This is a genomic window from Stenotrophomonas sp. OVS01A (assembly GCF_019969775.1).
Lineage (GTDB): Bacteria > Pseudomonadota > Gammaproteobacteria > Xanthomonadales > Xanthomonadaceae > Stenotrophomonas > Stenotrophomonas indicatrix.
The window spans coordinates 41351-59105 of the sequence record NZ_JAHXYV010000003.1 but is presented as its reverse complement, the minus strand read 5'-3'; the positions used below and the strand labels follow the sequence as shown (position 1 = coordinate 59105).

Below are 17755 nucleotides of genomic sequence, written 5' to 3'. Positions count from 1 at the left end.
TCCATTTTACGGCATCGACGTCGCAGCTCCTGCGACCACCTGCGTGGCAAGTGCCTGCGCCTGCTGACGCAGTTCAGGCACCGCCAGGCTTTCCCACAGGCTGCCGATGCGTAGGCTGCCGAGTACCCCCAGGCGCGCCTGTGGCTGGCCACCCGCTGCACACAACCGGTCGCCCGGCACACTGCTGTCCAGGCCCAGCCCATGCGGCCCGGAGCGGGCCAGGCCATCGGCCTGCAGTTGCTGCAGCAAGGGATTGCGCAGTGCCGAGGCGCGGGTCTCCACACCGGTGGCATTGACCACCGCAGCGATCGTCCACTGCACGTTGCCGCCGCCCGCCTCGCGGCCCGACAGCCGCAGGGCATCACCGTCGCGCCACACGCGCTGCAGGCGGGCGCGGTGAACGCGCAGCTGGCCGCTGGCCTGCAGCGCCTGCAACTGCTCGGCCACCGGTTCAGCAATGCGATGGCGGTGCACGTCCCAGTAGCGCACCACGTGGCGCAGGAAGCGGCGCTGGTCGGCGGCGTCCATGCTCTGCCACAGCGCTTGGCCGTGCGGGCGGATGCGATCCATCACGCCCTGCCAGGGCATGCCGTCGACCTGTGCCTTGCGCGCGTGCTGGCGCAGCGCGTGCAGGCGCTGGCGCAGGCTCATCGTCAGCAGCTCCTGCGGGTCGAACGCCGGCAGACCGCCGTGGGCGTGCGGCAATGGCAGCAGCCCGTGGCGCGAGATCACGTGCAGCGGTCCGCTATGGCCGCCGGCCACCAACGCCAGCACGGTGTCGGCCATGCTCAGCCCGGAGCCGACGATGGCCAGGGCATGGTCACTGGCCAGCGTGCGTACGCCGTCGTAATCCCAGGCCTCGACCACGTCATCGGCGGGCAACGCATCGGCGCCGTCCACCGGCAGCGGCCGCATGCTGTTGCCGGTGGCGATCACCACCTGCGCTGCATGCAGTGTTTGGCCATCGCCCAGCTGCAGCTGGTAACCGTGGTCATCCGGATGCAACGCCAACACCGGCTGGGCCACGATCTGCAATCGCGCCGCACCGGCCGCTTCGGCCTCGCGCAGGCGCTGCTGCAGGTAGGCAGCGAAGTAGTGGCGACACACATAGCGTTCGCCCAGCACTTCGCGCGCCTCGCCCGGGTACGCGTTGGCGGCCTGCAGGAAATCGAGGAAGTCGCCGGGCTGGTCGGCAAAGGCGCTCATCTTCGCCGCCGGCACGTTCAGCAGGTGCTCCGGCCACGGCGTGGCATAGGCAATGCCCTGTGCCAGCTGCGAGGCAGGTTCGAAAATGGCCAGTGCCAGCGGTGCCTGGGCCTGGCGCAACACCTGGATCGCCACCAGCACCCCGGCCGCACCACCACCGATGATCGCCAGGTCCAGTTCGCCACTACGCGGTGAATCAGTCATGCGCCGATTGTAGGCCATCGGCCCTGCCCGGCTGGCGCTGGCCTACATCAAGGCATCGGCCAGGCGCGCGATGCCCTCGCGGCTGCGCAGCCACGCGGGACGCTTGCGCCACTGCTCCAGGTCCAGCAGGCGCGACTGGCGCAGATAGTCGTCCTCGATGGCACACAACTGCGTGACCAGTTGGCGGTCGTAGCAGATCAGGCCGATTTCGGCATTCAGCGCGAACGAGCGGATATCCATGTTGATCGACCCGAGCACGGCGATGTCCTCATCCACGCTCATGTGCTTGGCATGCAGGAACTGCGGCTCGTACAGCGCGATCTGCACCCCGCAGCGCAGCAGCTCATCGTAGTAGGCCTCCTGCGCCCACGAGGTCAGCCGCTGGTTGTTGCTGGCCGACAGGATCAGCTGCACCTGCACGCCGGACAGCGCGGCGATGCGCAGTGCACTCAGCGTTGCTTCGTCGGGCACGAAGTAGGGCGTGACCATCACCAGCCGGCGCCGGGCAAGATGGATCAGCGCGGCCACCGCATCGCGCGCGTTGCTGTACGGGTAGGCCGGGCCACTGGGCAGCAGCTGGGTGGCGATGTCCTCGCTGCACACCGGCACGTCGGCGATGACCTCCAGGCGCTGCCCGCTTTCGATGTACCAGTCGCTGGCGAACACCGCTTCAAGGTGCGCCACCGCAGGCCCGCGCACGCGCGCCACCAGCTCGCGGTTGGGGTGGCCGGCAACGAATTCAGGGCGCGCCAGGTTCTGCGAACCGACATAGCCCACTTCGTTGTCGATCACTGCGATCTTGCGATGGTTGCGCAGGTCCATGCGCCCGCTGCGGCGCCAGCGCAGGCCGCCGGGCAGCATCGCGCGCACTTCGATGTCACGTGACCGCAGCCGCTTGCTGTATGCGCGCAGGCCCCGCTTCGCGCCCACTGCATCCAGCAGCACGCGGCACTGCACGCCGCGCGCTGCGGCACGCTGCAGGGCTTCGACGATGGCCTCGCCCACGGTGTCATCGAACATCAGGTAGTACAGCAGGTGCACCCGGTCCTGGGCCTGGTCGATGTCGGCGATCAGGTTGTGCAGTGATTCGTCATAGTCGGTCAGCAGGTCGATCGCGTTGCCGTGCACCGGCATGAAATCGCCTTGGCGCTGCACCAGCGGCACCACTTCGGCGCTGGCCGAATCGGGCTGCGGCGTCCAGCGCAGGCGGCGCTGCAGCGCCTGCTCCTCGCGGATCACCTGCGAGGCCTCGGCCTGCCGGCGGATGCGCTCGCGCGACAGCCACGGGTGCCCGAACAACAGGTACAGCGGCAGGCCCAGCAGCGGCACGAAGCCGACCAGCAGCAGCCAGCTGCGCGCCGCGCCCGGCGTGGTGCGGGTGGGGATCCAGCACAGCGCCACCAGCCGGATCAGCCAGTCGATCAACAGCAGGTACGAGCCCAGCAGCCACTCGAACAGCATCGCGTCGCCCGTTGGGAGGTGTGGGCCATTCTGCCCAGCGGGGTGGGTAGAGTCGAGCGGCGCTGGGCACAGCGTGCCAACCAACGGTCGGCACCCACGGGGTCGGAACGTGTCGACCAAGGTCGACACCTACCGGGGGCGGGGGCACAAAAAAACCCGCCACGAGGGCGGGTTTTTTCGGAAGCGACCCGCAATCCTTGCGGATTACTTGATCTTGCCTTCCTTGTACGGGACGTGCTTGCGCACGACCGGATCGTACTTGGAGAATTCCATCTTCCCCGGGGTGTTCTTCTTGTTCTTGTCGGTCGTGTAGAAGTGACCGGTACCAGCGGTCGAAATCATACGGACCTTATCGCGCTTGCCTGCCATGATCGTCTACTCCTCAGACCTTTTCGCCGCGCGCACGCAGCTCAGCCAGAACGGAATCGATACCGTTCTTGTCGATGGTGCGCAGTGCATGCGCGGAAACACGAAGCTTCACCCAGCGGTTCTCGCTGGCAACCCAGAAGCGGCGCTCGTGCAGATTCGGCAGGAAACGACGACGGGTCTTGTTGTTGGCGTGCGAGACGTTGTTACCCGTCTGCACTCGCTTGCCGGAAACCTGGCATACGCGGGACATGGCGCACCTCGATAGTAAGTTGTGTCTCCCCGTAGCCCGGGGGACGGCGGCCTCGGTGGTTGCCCACCACACGTCAAGAGAATCAAAGGGTTACGCTGACGTTGGGCGGCCGGGGACGTGCTCCCGGGGGCGCCGCCCGGCACGAAACCGGACACAGCGAGCCGCGCATTATGCACGCAATCAAGACCTTGCGCAACTTACCCACAGGCCACGCCTGAACGTGATGGCGGCGCCCTGCCCTCAGCGCAGGTGCGGCACCACCTGGGCCAGCAGGTGGGCATCCTTCAGTGCGCCATGCAGGCCGCGGGTGCCGGGAATACGCAGGCGCTGCAGCACATCGTCGAGCTTGTTGGGCATGCCCGGCCAACGGCTGCGGGCCAGCTTCAGGCTGCAGGTCACGCGGCAGTGCTGTGCCAGCCCTTCGGCGATGCCGGCCAGGCGCAGCTCGTTGTCGAGGAAGCCGACATCGAAGGTGGCGTTGTGCGCGACCATCTCGCTGCCACGCAGGAACTCCAGCAGTTCGGCGGCCTTGCTCGCAAACAGCGGCTTGCCCACCAGCATTGCATCGCTGATGCCGTGCACGCGCTGCGCGCCCCAGTCCACCTTCCGCTGCGGCTGCAGGTAGGTGTGGAACTGGCGGCCGCTGAGTTGTCCATCGACCAGTTCCACCGCCCCGATTTCAATCACCCGATGGCCCAGGCGATGCGAGATACCGGTGGTTTCGGTGTCCAGTGCGACGACGCGGCTCACGGCGCACGCCGGTATGCAGCGGCCGGCATGCGGCAGACAAGGGACGGTAGAGATGGCAGTGCGGTCATGCGGTGCTGGATCCTGTTGCGCGCGCCCCGTGCGGCGGGGGCAGATGAGGCGGGATTGTCCCACGCGGTGCGTCGGCAGGAGCGCGGACGAACACAGCGATGTCGGCATACTGGTGATTCACTGCGGAGGCTCCAATGCGACTGCTGGCCCTCACCTACGGCACCGAAGGCGATACGCGCCCGCTGGTCATGCTCTGCCATGGGCTGATCGCGGCCGGTCACGAGGTCATGCTGCTGGCCGACGGCGGCACCCTCGACAGCGCGAAGGCCTTGGGCGTCCCGCACGCCGCGCTGGAAGGCGACATCCACGACGAAGTGGTGGCGCTGGTCTCACGCGGCAATGGCGTTGCCGCCGCCAGCACCGGGCTGGCACGGATGGCGCTGCAACACGTCGCCGGTTGGATGCGCCAGGCCGATGCTGCAGCCGACGGCTGCGATGCGATCCTGACTGGTGGCCTGGCTGCGTTCGTCGGCATGAGCGTCGGCGAGCGTCGCGGCCTTCCGGTGATCGGCGCCGGCATGATCCCGCTGACGCCGACGCGCGCGTTCCGCTCGCCCTTCCTGCCGCCCGGACGCTCGCCGGGCTGGTTGAACCGGGCCAGCTATGGCCTGGTCAACGGCCTGATCTGGCGACAGTTCCGCGGCCCGATCAACACGGCCCGCCAGCACGCCGGGCAGCCGCCACGACGCTCGCTCTGGACCGGCTTGCCAATGCTGTACGGCATCTCGCCGCAGCTGCTGCCACCGCCTTCGGACTGGCCGGCCGACCACCTCGTGTGCGGCCAATGGTCGGCCCCTGCTGCGCCGTGGCATCCGTCGTGCGAACTGCAGGCTTTCCTCGATGCAGGACCGCCGCCGGTCTATCTGGGCTTCGGCAGCATGACCGGCTTCGAGCGCGAACGTGTGCTGCCGGCGCTGTTGTCGGCGCTGGCGCCGCGCCGCGTGCTGCTGTTTCCCGGTTGGGTCGGCGTGCCCGACATGACGCTGCCCGACTCGGTACGGGTGATCGGCCCGACCCCGCATGAAGCGTTGTTGCCGCGCTGCGCACTGGCGATCCACCACGGCGGCAGCGGCACCACGCATTCGGCATGCCGCGCCGGCATACCGTCGATGGTGATGCCGTTCGCCGCCGACCAGTTCTTCTGGGCCGATCGACTGCAGCACCTGGGCGTGGCACCGGCGCCACTGTCACCCAAGCGGTTGCAGCCGAACGTGTTGGCGGATGCACTGGCGTTCGCCGAGCATGCCGATACACGCGCACGGGCGGCCGCGCTGGGCGCTGCAATGGCGAACGAGGATGGAGTGGCATGCGGCGTGGCCGCACTCGAGCGGTGGCTCAGCCCAACGTCTCCACCACCCAATCAATGAACACCCGCAGCCGCTGGCTCATGTGCCGGTTCGGCGGGAACATCACGTGCATCGGCATCGGCGGCAGCTGCCAATCGTGCAGCACGGGCAGCAGCTCGCCGCGCGCCACATGCGGTTCGGCCATGTAGCTGGGCAGCGCGACCACGCCGAGGCCGGCCAGGCCAGCGGCCAGATAGGCGTTGCCATCGTCGAAGCCGATTGAATAGCGCCCCTGCACCTCGACGCGCTCGGCGCCACGCTGCGCGGTGAACACGCGGGCGCGGCCACTGCGTGGGCTGAGAAAACCGACCGTGTGGTGGTCCGGCCCTTCCAGCGCGCGCGGGTGTTCCGGCACACCGAACCGCTGCACATAGCCCGGGCTGGCATGGAAGCCGATCGGCAGGCGCGCCAGCGGTCGTGCCACCAGCGCGGGATCGGCAGGCGCGCCACCACGGATCACGCAATCGACGTTGTCGGCGATGACATCGACCTCGCGGTCGCTGACGCCGATGTCCAGCTGGATCTCCGGATAGCGCGCCTGGAAATCCGGCAATGCCGGCACCAGCCGCAGGCGCGCATACGGCCCCGGCACGTCGACGCGCAGGCGCCCGCGCGGTTGTGCGGCGGCCTCGCCCAGCCCCCCTTCGACCTCTTCCAGCTCGGCCAGCAGGCGAGCGATGCGCGGGTAATACGCCGCGCCATCGGCAGTGACGCTGACCCGGCGCGTGGTGCGGTTGAGCAGCCGCAACCGCAGATGCGCCTCCAGCTGCTGCACCAGCTGGGTGACCGTGGTGCGGCTGAGCTGCAGGGTGTGCGCGGCGCGGGTGAAGCTGCCGGTCTCCACCACCCGGGCGAACGCGCGCATCGCTTCGAAACGGTCCATGGCCGTGGCTGTGATTGTTTGGAATTTGCAATTAATCTAGACCGATCATCACGGTTTATCCAGACAGCGACAGCGGGGAGGATGGTCCGCTCCCGTCTGGAATCCGTCCCATGTCCCACCGTGATGTTGTCTTTCCCGCTGGCCGGCAGGCGCTGTACGAGCGAAACCGCTATTCACCGGCGATTCGATCGAATGGCTTCCTGTTCGTTTCCGGCCAGGTCGGCAGCCGCGAGGATGGCTCGCCCGAACCGGACTTCGAAGCGCAGGTACGCCGCGCTTTCGACAATCTCAACGCGGTGCTGGCCGCGGCCGGCTGCACGTTCGATGACGTGATCGACGTCACCGTGTTCCTGGTCGACCCGGAAACCAACTTCGAAAAGGCCTGGGCGATCGTGCCCGAGTACTGGGGCCAAGCGCCGCACCCGACCCTGACCGGCATCGGCGTGACCTGGCTGTATGGGTTCCAGTTCGAGATCAAGGTGATCGCCAAGCTGCCTGCGGACAGGTAGTGCCGGCCGCTGGCCGGCAACGGCGGGCGATTGCCTGCGCTCATGAGGTTGCCGGCCAGCGGCCGGCACTACCTGGGATCGCAGGCTGGGCGTCGAAAGGCATGCCGACCAAGCTCGGCACCTACCAGAGCGGAAGGCGGCATCCAGTGGCGTACCCCGCACCTGAACGGGAGGTTCCGACGAATTCCCGAGGTGGTCATTGATATTGTATCCACCGAAAACCGCTTGCTAGCCTCCCCTCCATGCGCCGGATCGCCCGCCACCTTCGTTCGACCCTGCTGATGCTGCTGATGGCGGCATTCGTGGTCGTGCCGGTGGCTGATGTGCTGGCGTGTGCGGTGGAACCGCACGACAGCACCGTGGTGCATGTGGAAGCCGGTGCCGAAGATGCCGACGGTGACACTGACAACGACGGCAAGCACGCCGCTGCCTGCAGCCACAACCACTGCCACCACTCCAACCTGAGCCTGCCGGCGAGCACCTTCGCCGCCTTTGGCACGCCGCAACCGGCGCGCTGGACGAATGCAGGCGATGCGGCGACCTATGCGGTCGCCCAGGACGAACTGGCACGTCCTCCCCGGGCGTGAGTTGAGCGCGTCCCGCAATCGCGGGCTCCCGTTTCACTCACAACCGGAATCCCCCTATGTCGATCCTGACACGTCGGTCGCCGCGCGCGGCCGGGCTGGTCGTCGCCGTGCTGCTGGGCCTGATCCCCGCCGCACAGGTCGCCGCACAAGCCGCACCTTCGTACGACACCCTGCTTGAACGCCTGGACCAGCTGCCCGGCGCCCGCGTCGGCGCGGCATTGGCCGAGGCGGCCGACGCCCGCGCCGACCAGGCCCGGGCGCTGCCCAATCCATCCCTTTCCTGGTCCGCCGAAAACGCTTGGGGCACAGGCTCCTACGGCGGCATGGGCCGGGCCGACACCGTGCTTACCCTGTCCCAGCCTCTGGAGGTCTGGGGCCAGCGCGGCGCGCGCGTCCGCGCCGCCCGCGCCGAGGCACAGGCCGCTGCCCTGCGGGGTTCGCAGAGCCGCAGCGATGTCGCCAGCCAGTTGGCGGCGATCTACGCACAGGCGGAAAGCGCCCTGCGTCGCTACACGCTGGCCGAAGAAGCGCTGAGCCTCACCCGCGACGATGCGGCGGCGGTCACCGCCATGGTCAAGCATGGCCGCGAGCCACAGTTGCGTGCCGTGCAGGCACAGAGTGAAGTGGCCAATGCCAGCGCCGCGCTGGATGAGGCGCAGGCCTTCCGCGACGCCGCGCTGGCCCGCCTGGCCGGTGCGGCCCTGCTGGATGCACCGGTGCAGACCATCGACAACAGTCTGCTCGATCGCGCACCGCCAGCACCGCGTGGCGCCACCGATGTGGCTCTGGCCGTGCGTGTGGCCGAAGCCGAAGTTGATGCGGCCGGTCGTCTGGTCGACGTCGAGCGCAAGCGCGCCCTGCCCGACCTCAGCGTTACCGCCGCGCAGACGCGTTTCCGCGAGGACCGCGAACAGGCCTACACGCTCGGCGTCAGTCTCTCGATCCCGTTGTTCGACCGCAATCGTGGTGGCATCCGCGCCGCCAGTGCCGAACAGCGCGCGGCCGAAGCGCGCTTGGACCAGCAGCGGCGCGACAGCGAAGCCGAACGCTTGTCGGCGGTGGCGGGCCTGAAGGCCGCCGGCAGCCGCACCCGCGCCGCCGACGAAAGTGTGGTCGCCGCCGAGGAAGCCTATCGGCTGGCGCGCATCGGCTTCGACGCCGGGCGCATCTCGCAGCTGGAACTGCGCAGCACCCGCAGTGCCCTCATCGCCGCCCGCGGCACCGCTGTGGACGCGCGCCTGTCGCGCGTTGGCGCGGAAATCGATCTCGCCCGCCTCGAAGGGCGCGCACCCTTTGTGGAGGCCCGATGAACCTGTCCCGTTCTTTCCCGCTGGTTGGCGGCTTGTTGCTGACTGCATTGCTGGCCGGTTGTTCTGGTAACACACAGGCCCCGGCAGTCTCGGAGCCCGCCGGCAAGGCAACGGCCGACGATGGCCATGGCCACGCCGCCGACAGCACCGACGCCAAGGCCGAAACCGGCAACGCAGCAGATGCCGATGAAGGCGTGGTGCAGCTGACGCCAGAGCAGATCGAGGCATCCGGCATCGACGTGGTGGCCGTCGGCCGCGGCGGCGGTGGTTCGACGCGGCTGTCCGGCCGGGTGGAACCGTCGATCGGTGCACGTGCCTCGGTCGCTTCCACCGTGACCGGTCGCGTGGAGCGCGTGCTGGTCGCACCGGGCACGGCAGTGAAGCAGAACCAGACGCTGGCGATCGTGGTCAGTGGCGAGGCGGCGGTGTTCCGCGCCAATGCGGTTGCCGCCGCCGCGGAGGCCGAGGCGGCGCGCTTGGCCCACGGCCGCGACAAGGCACTGGTCGAACAGGGCGTGGTCGCTCGCCAGGAACTGGAAACCTCACGCGCGCGCTCGCTGGCGGCGCAGGCGCAGGCCGCTGCCGCGCAGGCACAGGCCGCCGCCAGCGGTTCGCCCGACAGCAGCGGCCGCGTGCGCGTCACCAGCCCGGTGGCCGGCATCGTCGGCAACGTGCAGGTCACGCCCGGCGGCGTGGTGGCGGCCGGCAGCCCGGTGGCCGACGTCGCCGATCCGTCGATGAACGAGCTGGTGTTCACCGCGCCACCGGCGCTGGCCGCGCAGGTCACGCCGGGCATGACGCTGGAAGTGACCGTGCCGGGCGGCAGCTTCAGTGCCACCGTCACCGGTTCGGCCGCCGATGTGCGCCAGCAGGGTGGCGTGGCGGTGATCCGTGCCATGCCGGTGGATGCCGCATTGCCACCGGCCGGTTCGCCGGTGTCGGCGGTGGTGGTCACCGACGGCAAGGACGGCGCGTTGAGCGTGCCGGCTGATGCAGTACAGAACGTCGGCGGCAGCAGCGCGGTATTCGTCGCCGTCCAGGGCGGCTTCAAGGTGCAGCCGGTACTGGCCGGCCGACGTGCCGGTGACCGCATCGAGATTCTCGGCGGCTTGAACGGCGACGAACGCATCGTCGGCGCCAACGCGTTCCTGCTCAAGGCCGAACTGGCCAAGGGCGAAGCCGAGCACGGGCACTGAGGACCTTCCATGTTCAAGCTCATCATTGAAACCGCGGTACGCCACCGCTGGCTGGTCGTGGCCCTGGCTGCACTCGTTGCCGCCGTGGGCCTGTTCCAGCTCGGCAAGCTGCCGATCGATGCGGTACCGGACATCACCAACCGCCAGGTGCAGATCAATACGGTGGCACCGGCACTGACGCCCGAGCAGATCGAGCGGCAGGTGACCTATCCGCTGGAAACCGCGCTGGCCGGCATCCCCGGCCTGACCACCACCCGTTCGCTGTCGCGCAATGGCTTCTCGCAGGTCACCGCGATCTTCACCGATGCCACCGATATCTACTTCGCCCGCCAGCAGGTGGCCGAACGCATGCGCGAGGCCGCCGAAGCGCTGCCCGAGGGTGCCTCGCCGATTCTGTCGCCGGTCACCACCGGCCTCGGCGAGGTGTTGATGTGGACGGTGGACTTCACCGCGTTCGACCCTGCGAAGCTGGCCAAGCCCGGTGAAGCTGGCTGGCAGGCCGGCGAGGTCTACCGCACGCCGGAAGGCAACCTGCTGCGCACGCCGGAAGAACGCGCCACCTACCTGCGCACCGTGCAGGACTGGATCATCGCGCCGCAGATGCGCTCCAGCCCCGGGCTGGCGGGCGTGGACACCGTCGGTGGCTACGTGAAGGAATACGGCGTGCATCCGGACGGCGCGCGGTTGGCCGCGCATGGCCTGGGCCTGGCTGATCTGGTGACGGCCCTGCAGCGCTCCAACGTGCAGGCCGGTGCCGGCTTCGTGCAGCGCGCCGGCGAAGGCCTGGTGGTGCGTGCCGACGGTCTGGCACTGACCACCGACGATCTGGCACAGGCGCCGGTAGCCACCCGCAACGGCGTGGTGGTGCGGGTGGCCGATGTGGCCGATGTCGGCCTAAGCCGCGCACCGCGCCTGGGAGCGGCCAGCCGCAACGGCCATGAAGCCGTGCTCGGTACCGCGCTGATGATCGCCGGCGGCAACAGCCGCACCGTGGCCCAGGCGGCCGCCACACGGCTGCAGCAGGTGAATGCTTCGCTGCCGGCGGACATCGTGGCCGCGCCGGTGCTGGACCGCAGCGTGCTGGTCAATTCCACCATCAAGACCGTGGCCAGGAACCTCACCGAGGGCGCGCTGCTGGTGGTGGTGGTGCTGTTCCTGCTGCTCGGCAACCTGCGCGCGGCGACGATCACCGCACTGGTGATCCCGCTGTCGTTCCTGTTCGCGGTGATCGGCATGAACCGCTTCGGCATCAGTGGCAACCTGATGAGCCTGGGTGCGCTGGACTTCGGCATCCTGGTGGACGGCGCGGTGATCGTGATCGAGTCGACGCTGCTGATGCTGGGCCAGCGTCGTGCCGAACTGGGCCGTGCGTTGACCGCGATGGAACGCCTGCGCGTAGCGGCCGATTCGGCGCGAAAGATGGCGCGCCCGGCAGCGTTCGGCCAGCTGATCATCCTGCTGGTGTTCGCACCGATCCTCACCCTGGAAGGGGTGGAGGGCAAGACGTTCCACCCGATGGCCGCCACGTTCATGCTGGCCCTGGTGGGTGCCTTCATCTTCTCCTTCACCTTCGTGCCGGCAATGGCCGCGCTGATGGTGCGCGAGCCCAAGCCGAAGGAAGGCGAGGCACACAGTGATGATGGCCAGCACGAAACGAAGCTGATCCGCGTGCTGCGTGCACGCATCGAGCCGATCATCCGCCAGGCCGTCGCGCGGCCGCGCGCAGTGATCGCCGGTGCAGCGTTGATGCTGCTGGTGGGCATTGGTTCGTTCGGCCTGCTCGGCCGCGAATTCATGCCTACCCTGGATGAAGGCAACGTGGCGATGCAGGCACTGCGCGTCCCGTCTACTTCGCTGGAGCAGTCGCTGGCGATGCAGCTGGCACTGGAGAAGGCCATCGCCCAGCAACCGGAAGTGGAAACGGTGTTCTCGCGTACCGGCACCGCCGAAGCGGCAATCGACCCGATGCCGACCAACATCTCCGACAGCGTGATCGTGCTCAAGCCACGTGCGGACTGGCCCGATCCGACGCTGGGCAAGGAGGCGCTGGTGGCCCGCTTCGAAGAACTGGCCGGCCAGCAGCTGGGCAACAGCTTCGAGTTCAGCCAGCCGATCGAGCTGCGTTTCAACGAGCTGATTTCCGGCGTACGCACCGACCTGGCAGTGATGATCTTCGGCGATGACTTCAGCCAGCTGCAGAAGGTGGCCGACCAGGTGGCGCTGAAGCTGCGCGCGGTGGAGGGCGCGGCCGATGTGCGGGTGGAGCAGATTTCCGGCCTGCCCACGCTCAACGTCAAGATCGACCATGTAGCGGCAGCGCAGTACGGGCTGACCGCCGCCGACGTCAGCGATGCGCTGTCCACCGGCATCGGCGGCACGGCAGCCGGCAAGATCTTCGAGGGCGACCGTCGCTTCGATGTGGTGGTGCGTCTGGATGACAGCGCACGCAACGACCCGGATCAGCTGGCCTCGCTGCCGATCGCCACGCCGGCCGGCGTGGTGATTCCGCTGTCCTCGGTGGCACGCATCAGCGTCAGCGAAGGGCCGAACCAGATCAGCCGCAACAACGGCAGCCGCCGGGTGGTGGTGCAGGCCAACGTGCGCGGCCGCGACCTCGGCGGATTCGTTGGCCAAGCACAGGCCGCCGTGGCCGACGTGGCACTGCCGCCCGGTGCGTACCTGACCTGGGGTGGCCAGTTCGAGAATCTGCAGCGCGCGGAAAAGCGCCTGGCCACGGTGGTGCCAGTGGTATTCCTGCTGATCGGCAGCCTGCTGTTCATGGCCCTGCGCAGCGGCAAGGAAGCGGTGCTGGTGTTCAGCTGCGTACCGCTGGCGCTGGTCGGCGGCATCCTCGCCCTGCTGCTGCGCGGCATGCCGTTCTCGGTGTCGGCCGCGGTGGGCTTCATCGCCGTGTCCGGCGTGGCCACGCTCAACGGCCTGGTGCTGATGCAGGCGATCCGCGAGCGCCTGGATGCCGGTGACGTGCCGATGATGGCCGCAATCAACGGTGCATCCAGCCGTATCCGCGCGGTGCTGACCACCGCACTGGTGGCCATCGTCGGCTTCATTCCGATGGCGATCGCCAGTGGTTCCGGTGCGGAAGTGCAGAAGCCGCTGGCGACGGTGGTGATCGGTGGCCTGATCACCGCCACGGTGCTGACCCTGCTGGTGCTGCCGACCTTCGCCGCGCGCGTGGCGAAGGTGCGGACGGCGGGCTGAAAGATCACGGGGTCGGATCATGTGATTCGTCCCCGTCTACCGCGCTTCGCGCTCGCCGGGCATGGCCCGGCGCTACCACCGCACGTTCCGGTAGCGCCGGGCCCTGCCCGGTGGCGCGGCGATCAGGCCTTCTTGCGCTCGGCAATGTACGCCTGGATCTGCTGCTCCAGCACCGGCAACGGCACCGAACCCTGCTTCAGCAGCGTGTCGTGGAAACCCTTGACGTCGAACTTGTCGCCCAGTTCCTTCTCGGCCTGCGCACGCAGGCGCACGATGGCGATCTCGCCGAGCTTGTAGCTCAACGCCTGCCCCGGCCAGGAAATGTAGCGATCCACTTCGGTGGTCACTTCGTGCTCACTCAGCGCCGTGTGGTCACGCAGGTAGGCCAGCGCCTGCTCGCGGCTCCAGCCCTTGCTGTGCACGCCAGTGTCGATCACCAGGCGCGTGGCGCGCCACATCTCGTAGGTCAGGCGACCGAAATCCTCGTACGGGGTTTCGTAGATGCCCATTTCCACGCCCAGCTTCTCGCAGTACAGCGCCCAACCTTCGCCATAGGCGGAGATGTAGGCATTGCGGCGGAACTCCGGCAGGTTCTTCTGCTCGGCAGCGATGGCACCCTGCAGTGCATGGCCCGGGTCGGATTCGTGCAGGGTCAACGCCGGCAGGTTGTACAGCGGGCGCGACGGCAGGTTGTAGGTGTTGAGCCAGTAGGTGCCCATGCCACCACGGCCGGCGGTCCAGAACGGCGCGATGTCCGGCGGCACCGGCACGATGGTGAAGCGCGCGCGCGGCAATGTCATGTACTTGCCGAGCTGGCCATCGGCGCGCTTGGAGATCCATGCGGCGCGCGACAGCAGTTCTTCCGGCGTCTTGGCATAGAACTGCGGGTCGGTACGCAGGAAGGTCAGGAACTCGGCAAAGCTGCCCTTGAACTTCACCTGCTTGATGATGTCGTTCATTTCCTTCTGGATGCGTGCCACTTCATCCAGCCCGATGCGGTGGATCTCGTCCGGCGACAGATCCAGCGTGGTGTATTCGTGGATCTGCTGCTTGTAGTACGCCTTGCCGTCAGGCATCGCTTCGGCGGCCAGGGTGGTACGCGCCTGTGGCACGTATTCGTTGACGAAGAAAGTGCGCAGTTGCTGGAACGCCGGCACCACCTTGCCGCTGATCGCCGCGCGGGCCTGTGCCTGCAGCTTGGCCTGCTCGGCAGCCGGGACGGTGTTGGGCAGCTTCTTGAACGGCGCGTACAACGGCGATTCGGTCGGGTCCTTCAGTTCGGCGACAGTGGCGATGGACACCTCGCGGCCATCGAGCACCGCACGCGGCACGCTGAAGCCGCGCTTCAGGCCGGCACGCATGTTCCCGGTCTGCTGGTCGAAGTAGCGCGGCACATCATTCAGGCGCGCGATGTAGTTCTGGTAGTCCTGCACGGTCTTCATTTCGCGCCGGGCCATGAAGGACAGGTTGGACCAGAACGAGGAATCGGCGTTGAACGGCATCTCGTAGCCGCGCAGGCGCACTTCTTCGGCCAGGTTGAACACCTGGTCGCGGTAGATCGCGTAGTTGACCTGGTTGTCGGGCGAAAGGGTCTTCGGGTCGATCTTCTTCAGCGCGGCCAGGGTCTCGTCCCATACCTCCAGGCGTGCCTGCTGCGCGGCCGGGCCGACGTCGGGCATGCGGGTGGCATTGGCCGGCGCGTCTTCGTCCTCGCTGGCCTCGCCGCCGCCTTGCTGGCGCCACTTCCATTCCTTCTCGTACAGCGCGCGGAAGGCGGCATCCGCGGGCGACTCGGTAGCCACGCTGGCCGGCGCGACGGCGGTGGGTGCTGCGGCCAGGGCCACGGCAGGGGCAGACAGGGCGATCAGCAGGGCTACGGCAAGACGGGTTTTCACAAGCACAGGTTCCCGGGAAGGCAGACCCCGATCATGGCACCCCGCACCGCGCATGGCATGGGACGAAGGTCCTGCCTGGGCCTAGCCCTCGTAGCTGCCAACCTTGGTTGGCAGGCGGGGAGACCCAGCGCCGAAGGCGCACGGTAGCGCGGGGCCATGCCCCGCGAGCGCGCAACGCGGCCGATGTTGGCCGCCATCCCACAGCCGCCGGGCATGGCCCGGCGCTACCACAGCGGTGCCTGCGTGGCCGCTCTGGTAGCTGCCAACCTTGGTTGGCACCCGGAGAAAACCAGCGCCGACCAAGGTCGGCGTCTACCGGGGCGTCAGTGACTGGCCTTGTCCCGCTTCCAGCCGCGATGCTTGATGTCCAGCTGCAGGCTGTACAACGCGGTGAACGCCGGGAACAGGTTCTGCAGCACGCCCACCGAGTCCTGCTTGGCCGAGAACAGGAAGTAGCTCAGCGTCATCAGGCTGCCGACCACGCTCATGTACCAGAACAGCCGCGGGATCACCGGCTTGCCGGCGCGCTTGGAGGCGACGAACTGGACCAGCCAACGGCCACCGAACATCAACGCGCCGGTGTAGCCGATCAGCTTCCAACCGGTCACATGCAGGCCGGTCCAGTACAACCAGGTCAGCGGCTGGTCCAGCCAGTGCAGCTCCAGATCCATCAACGCTCCTCCACCGCGGTGCGCTTGCTGCGGGTGATCAGCCAGGCCACGCCGCGCAGATCACGGATGCCGACCAGCGCGCGGCCCAGGTTGTTGTACTTGGACACGCCGGCCGTACGGTGGCGATGGTTGACCGGCACGCTGGTGGTCTTCCAGCCGGCACGCTGCATCAGCGCCGGCAGGTAGCGATGCATGTGGTCGAAGTACGGCAGATCGAGGAAGGCGTTGCGCTCGAACAGCTTGATGCCGCAGCCGGTATCGGGGGTGTCATCGCGCAGCATGCGCGCGCGGATGGCATTGGCCCACTTGCTGGCCCAGCGCTTGCTGCCGCTGTCCTGGCGGTTGACGCGCCAGCCGGCGAACAGCTTCACCTGGGCATCGGCCGCATCACGGGCGTCCAGCAGCTTGGGGATGTCGGCCGGATCGTTCTGGCCATCACCGTCGAGGGTGGCGATCCACGGCGCACGCGCGTGCTTGACGCCGGTACGTACCGCGGTGCTCTGCCCGCTCTGCGAGACGTGGTGCAGCACGCGCAGCTCCGGCGTGGTGGCCTTCAGGCCCTGCAGCACGGCCAAGGTGTCATCGCGCGAATGATCGTCGATGTAGACGATCTCGAACGGCAGCCGTCCGCGCAGTGCAGCGGTGATTTCGGCCACCAGGGGCGCGACGTTGTCGCGCTCGTTGAATACGGGGACAACGACGGACAGCTCGGGTTGGCTCATGGGGGGGACTCGGCCAAGGAGGGACAAAGACCGCGCATTTTCCGAAGCCGAGGTTATCCGAAGATGAATCCGGCGGCGTGAGGATCGGTTTTCAGGCGCGATCAGCAAAATACTCGCGACACCACTGCACCACCGGCGGCAGGCCCTGTTCGATCGGCATGACCGGTTCGTAGCCAAATGCGTCATGTGCGCGCCGGGTATCGGCCATCGTGCGCACCATGTCACCCGGCTGCATCGGCTTGTAGACCTTCTGCGCGGGGCGACCGGCGGCCTGCTCGATCACGCCGATGAAGCGCTCCAGCTCGACCGGCGTGTGGTTGCCGAGGTTGAACACCCGGTGCGGCACCGGACCATCAGCCGGATGCGCGAGGGCGCCGAGAATACCGGCCACGATGTCGGAGACATGTGTGAAATCGCGCTGCATGCGGCCTTCGTTGAACACATCGATCGAACGACCGGCCAGCACCGCGCGCGAGAACAGCAGCGGCGCCATGTCCGGCCGGCCCCACGGGCCATACACGGTGAAGAAGCGCAGGCCCGTGGCACGCAGGCCATACAGCTGTGCGTAGGTGTAGGCCATCAGTTCATTGGCGGCCTTGGTGGCGGCGTACAGCGAGCGCGGCTGGTCCACGCGCTGGTCTTCGGAAAACGGCGGCGTGGCCGAATCGCCGTACACCGAACTGCTGGACGCATACACCAGATGCTGCACGCCACGGTGGCGGCACAGCTCGAGCATGTTGACGAAGCCGACCAGGTTGCTGTCGACGTAGGCGTGCGGGTTTTCCAGCGAATAGCGCACGCCGGCCTGCGCAGCCAGGTGGATCACCGCGGTCGGCTGTACTTCCTCGAACAGCGCGGCCAGGCCGTCGCGGTCGGTCAGGTCCAGCGTGCGCAGATCCAGCGTCGGGCACAGCGCGGCCACACGGTCGCGCTTGATCTGTGGGTCGTAGTAATCGTTGAAGTTGTCCAGGCCGACCACCGACTGGCCCGCATCAAGCAGGGCACGGGCGGTGTAGGCACCGATGAAGCCGGCTGCGCCGGTGAGCAGGATGGTCATTGCGGTGGGCCTGGAATTCAACGGTCAATTCAGTAGTGATGGCGTCTGATG

General features: G+C 67.9%; 16 protein-coding genes. 6 read left to right on the top strand and 10 right to left on the bottom strand.

The window, feature by feature from the left end; genetic code table 11:
* Window positions 1-6 precede the first annotated feature (6 nt).
* The 5 genes from LC407_RS13115 to dnaQ all read right to left on the bottom strand — a co-directional run bounded on the left by LC407_RS13115 (window position 7) and on the right by dnaQ (window position 4240).
* Complete coding sequence (locus tag LC407_RS13115) at window positions 7-1428, bottom strand: FAD/NAD(P)-binding protein (protein ID WP_223482970.1); 1422 nt, start codon at window positions 1426-1428, stop codon at window positions 7-9.
* 24 nt (window positions 1429-1452) lie between these two features.
* On the bottom strand, window positions 1453-2871 hold the full coding sequence (gene cls / locus LC407_RS13110; protein ID WP_223482969.1) for a cardiolipin synthase: 1419 nt from the start codon (window positions 2869-2871) through the stop codon (window positions 1453-1455).
* Window positions 2872-3075: 204 nt separating this feature from the next.
* On the bottom strand, window positions 3076-3243 hold the full coding sequence (rpmG, locus tag LC407_RS13105) for a 50S ribosomal protein L33 (protein ID WP_170272460.1): 168 nt from the start codon (window positions 3241-3243) through the stop codon (window positions 3076-3078).
* Window positions 3244-3253: 10 nt separating this feature from the next.
* Entirely contained in the window at window positions 3254-3490 is a 237-nt protein-coding gene (rpmB, locus tag LC407_RS13100; protein ID WP_005411638.1) for a 50S ribosomal protein L28, read from the bottom strand.
* A gap of 240 nt (window positions 3491-3730) precedes the next feature.
* A complete protein-coding gene (gene dnaQ, locus LC407_RS13095; protein WP_100437082.1) occupies window positions 3731-4240 on the bottom strand; it encodes a DNA polymerase III subunit epsilon in 510 nt (169 codons plus the stop codon).
* Between the two features lie 203 nt (window positions 4241-4443).
* Here dnaQ and LC407_RS13090 point away from each other — a divergent pair, with 203 nt between their 5' ends.
* A complete protein-coding gene (locus tag LC407_RS13090) occupies window positions 4444-5676 on the top strand; it encodes a glycosyltransferase (protein ID WP_223482968.1) in 1233 nt (410 codons plus the stop codon).
* On the opposite strand, the gene LC407_RS13085 is transcribed toward LC407_RS13090, so the two are convergent.
* Window positions 5645-6538, bottom strand: coding sequence for a LysR family transcriptional regulator (locus LC407_RS13085; protein ID WP_140228502.1), 894 nt, complete (start codon window positions 6536-6538; stop codon window positions 5645-5647). The two genes, LC407_RS13090 and LC407_RS13085, sit on opposite strands and share 32 nt — an antisense overlap.
* A gap of 110 nt (window positions 6539-6648) precedes the next feature.
* Here LC407_RS13085 and LC407_RS13080 point away from each other — a divergent pair, with 110 nt between their 5' ends.
* The 5 genes from LC407_RS13080 (at window position 6649) to LC407_RS13060 (ending at window position 13359) form a co-directional block, all read left to right on the top strand.
* Entirely contained in the window at window positions 6649-7047 is a 399-nt protein-coding gene (locus tag LC407_RS13080) for a RidA family protein (protein ID WP_032976782.1), read from the top strand.
* A 242-nt stretch (window positions 7048-7289) separates the two neighbouring features.
* Window positions 7290-7634 (top strand): hypothetical protein, encoded by a 345-nt coding sequence (locus tag LC407_RS13075; RefSeq protein ID WP_032976781.1) that lies wholly within the window; start codon window positions 7290-7292, stop codon window positions 7632-7634.
* Between the two features lie 56 nt (window positions 7635-7690).
* Window positions 7691-8944 carry a TolC family protein gene (locus tag LC407_RS13070; protein WP_059065635.1) on the top strand — a complete coding sequence of 418 codons (1254 nt, stop codon included), beginning with the start codon at window positions 7691-7693 and terminating at the stop codon, window positions 8942-8944.
* Complete coding sequence (locus tag LC407_RS13065) at window positions 8941-10140, top strand: efflux RND transporter periplasmic adaptor subunit (protein ID WP_223482967.1); 1200 nt, start codon at window positions 8941-8943, stop codon at window positions 10138-10140. The genes LC407_RS13070 and LC407_RS13065 overlap by 4 nt, the downstream gene beginning before the upstream one ends.
* A 9-nt stretch (window positions 10141-10149) precedes the next feature.
* Window positions 10150-13359: a CusA/CzcA family heavy metal efflux RND transporter gene (locus LC407_RS13060; RefSeq protein WP_223482966.1), complete on the top strand. Its 3210-nt coding sequence runs from the start codon at window positions 10150-10152 to the stop codon at window positions 13357-13359.
* Between the two features lie 122 nt (window positions 13360-13481).
* Here LC407_RS13060 and LC407_RS13055 read toward each other — a convergent pair whose 3' ends face one another.
* The 4 genes from LC407_RS13055 to LC407_RS13040 all read right to left on the bottom strand — a co-directional run bounded on the left by LC407_RS13055 (window position 13482) and on the right by LC407_RS13040 (window position 17704).
* The gene (locus LC407_RS13055; RefSeq protein WP_223482965.1) at window positions 13482-15254 is read right to left on the bottom strand and encodes a DUF885 family protein; all 1773 of its coding nucleotides are present in this window, start codon (window positions 15252-15254) and stop codon (window positions 13482-13484) included.
* A 323-nt stretch (window positions 15255-15577) separates the two neighbouring features.
* A complete protein-coding gene (locus tag LC407_RS13050; protein WP_025878793.1) occupies window positions 15578-15925 on the bottom strand; it encodes a lipid-A-disaccharide synthase N-terminal domain-containing protein in 348 nt (115 codons plus the stop codon).
* Complete coding sequence (locus LC407_RS13045; RefSeq protein ID WP_025878792.1) at window positions 15925-16647, bottom strand: glycosyltransferase family 2 protein; 723 nt, start codon at window positions 16645-16647, stop codon at window positions 15925-15927. Before LC407_RS13045 ends, LC407_RS13050 begins: the two co-directional genes overlap by 1 nt.
* 91 nt (window positions 16648-16738) lie before the next feature.
* Window positions 16739-17704 carry an NAD-dependent epimerase/dehydratase family protein gene (locus tag LC407_RS13040; protein WP_025878791.1) on the bottom strand — a complete coding sequence of 322 codons (966 nt, stop codon included), beginning with the start codon at window positions 17702-17704 and terminating at the stop codon, window positions 16739-16741.
* Window positions 17705-17755: the final 51 nt, after the last annotated feature.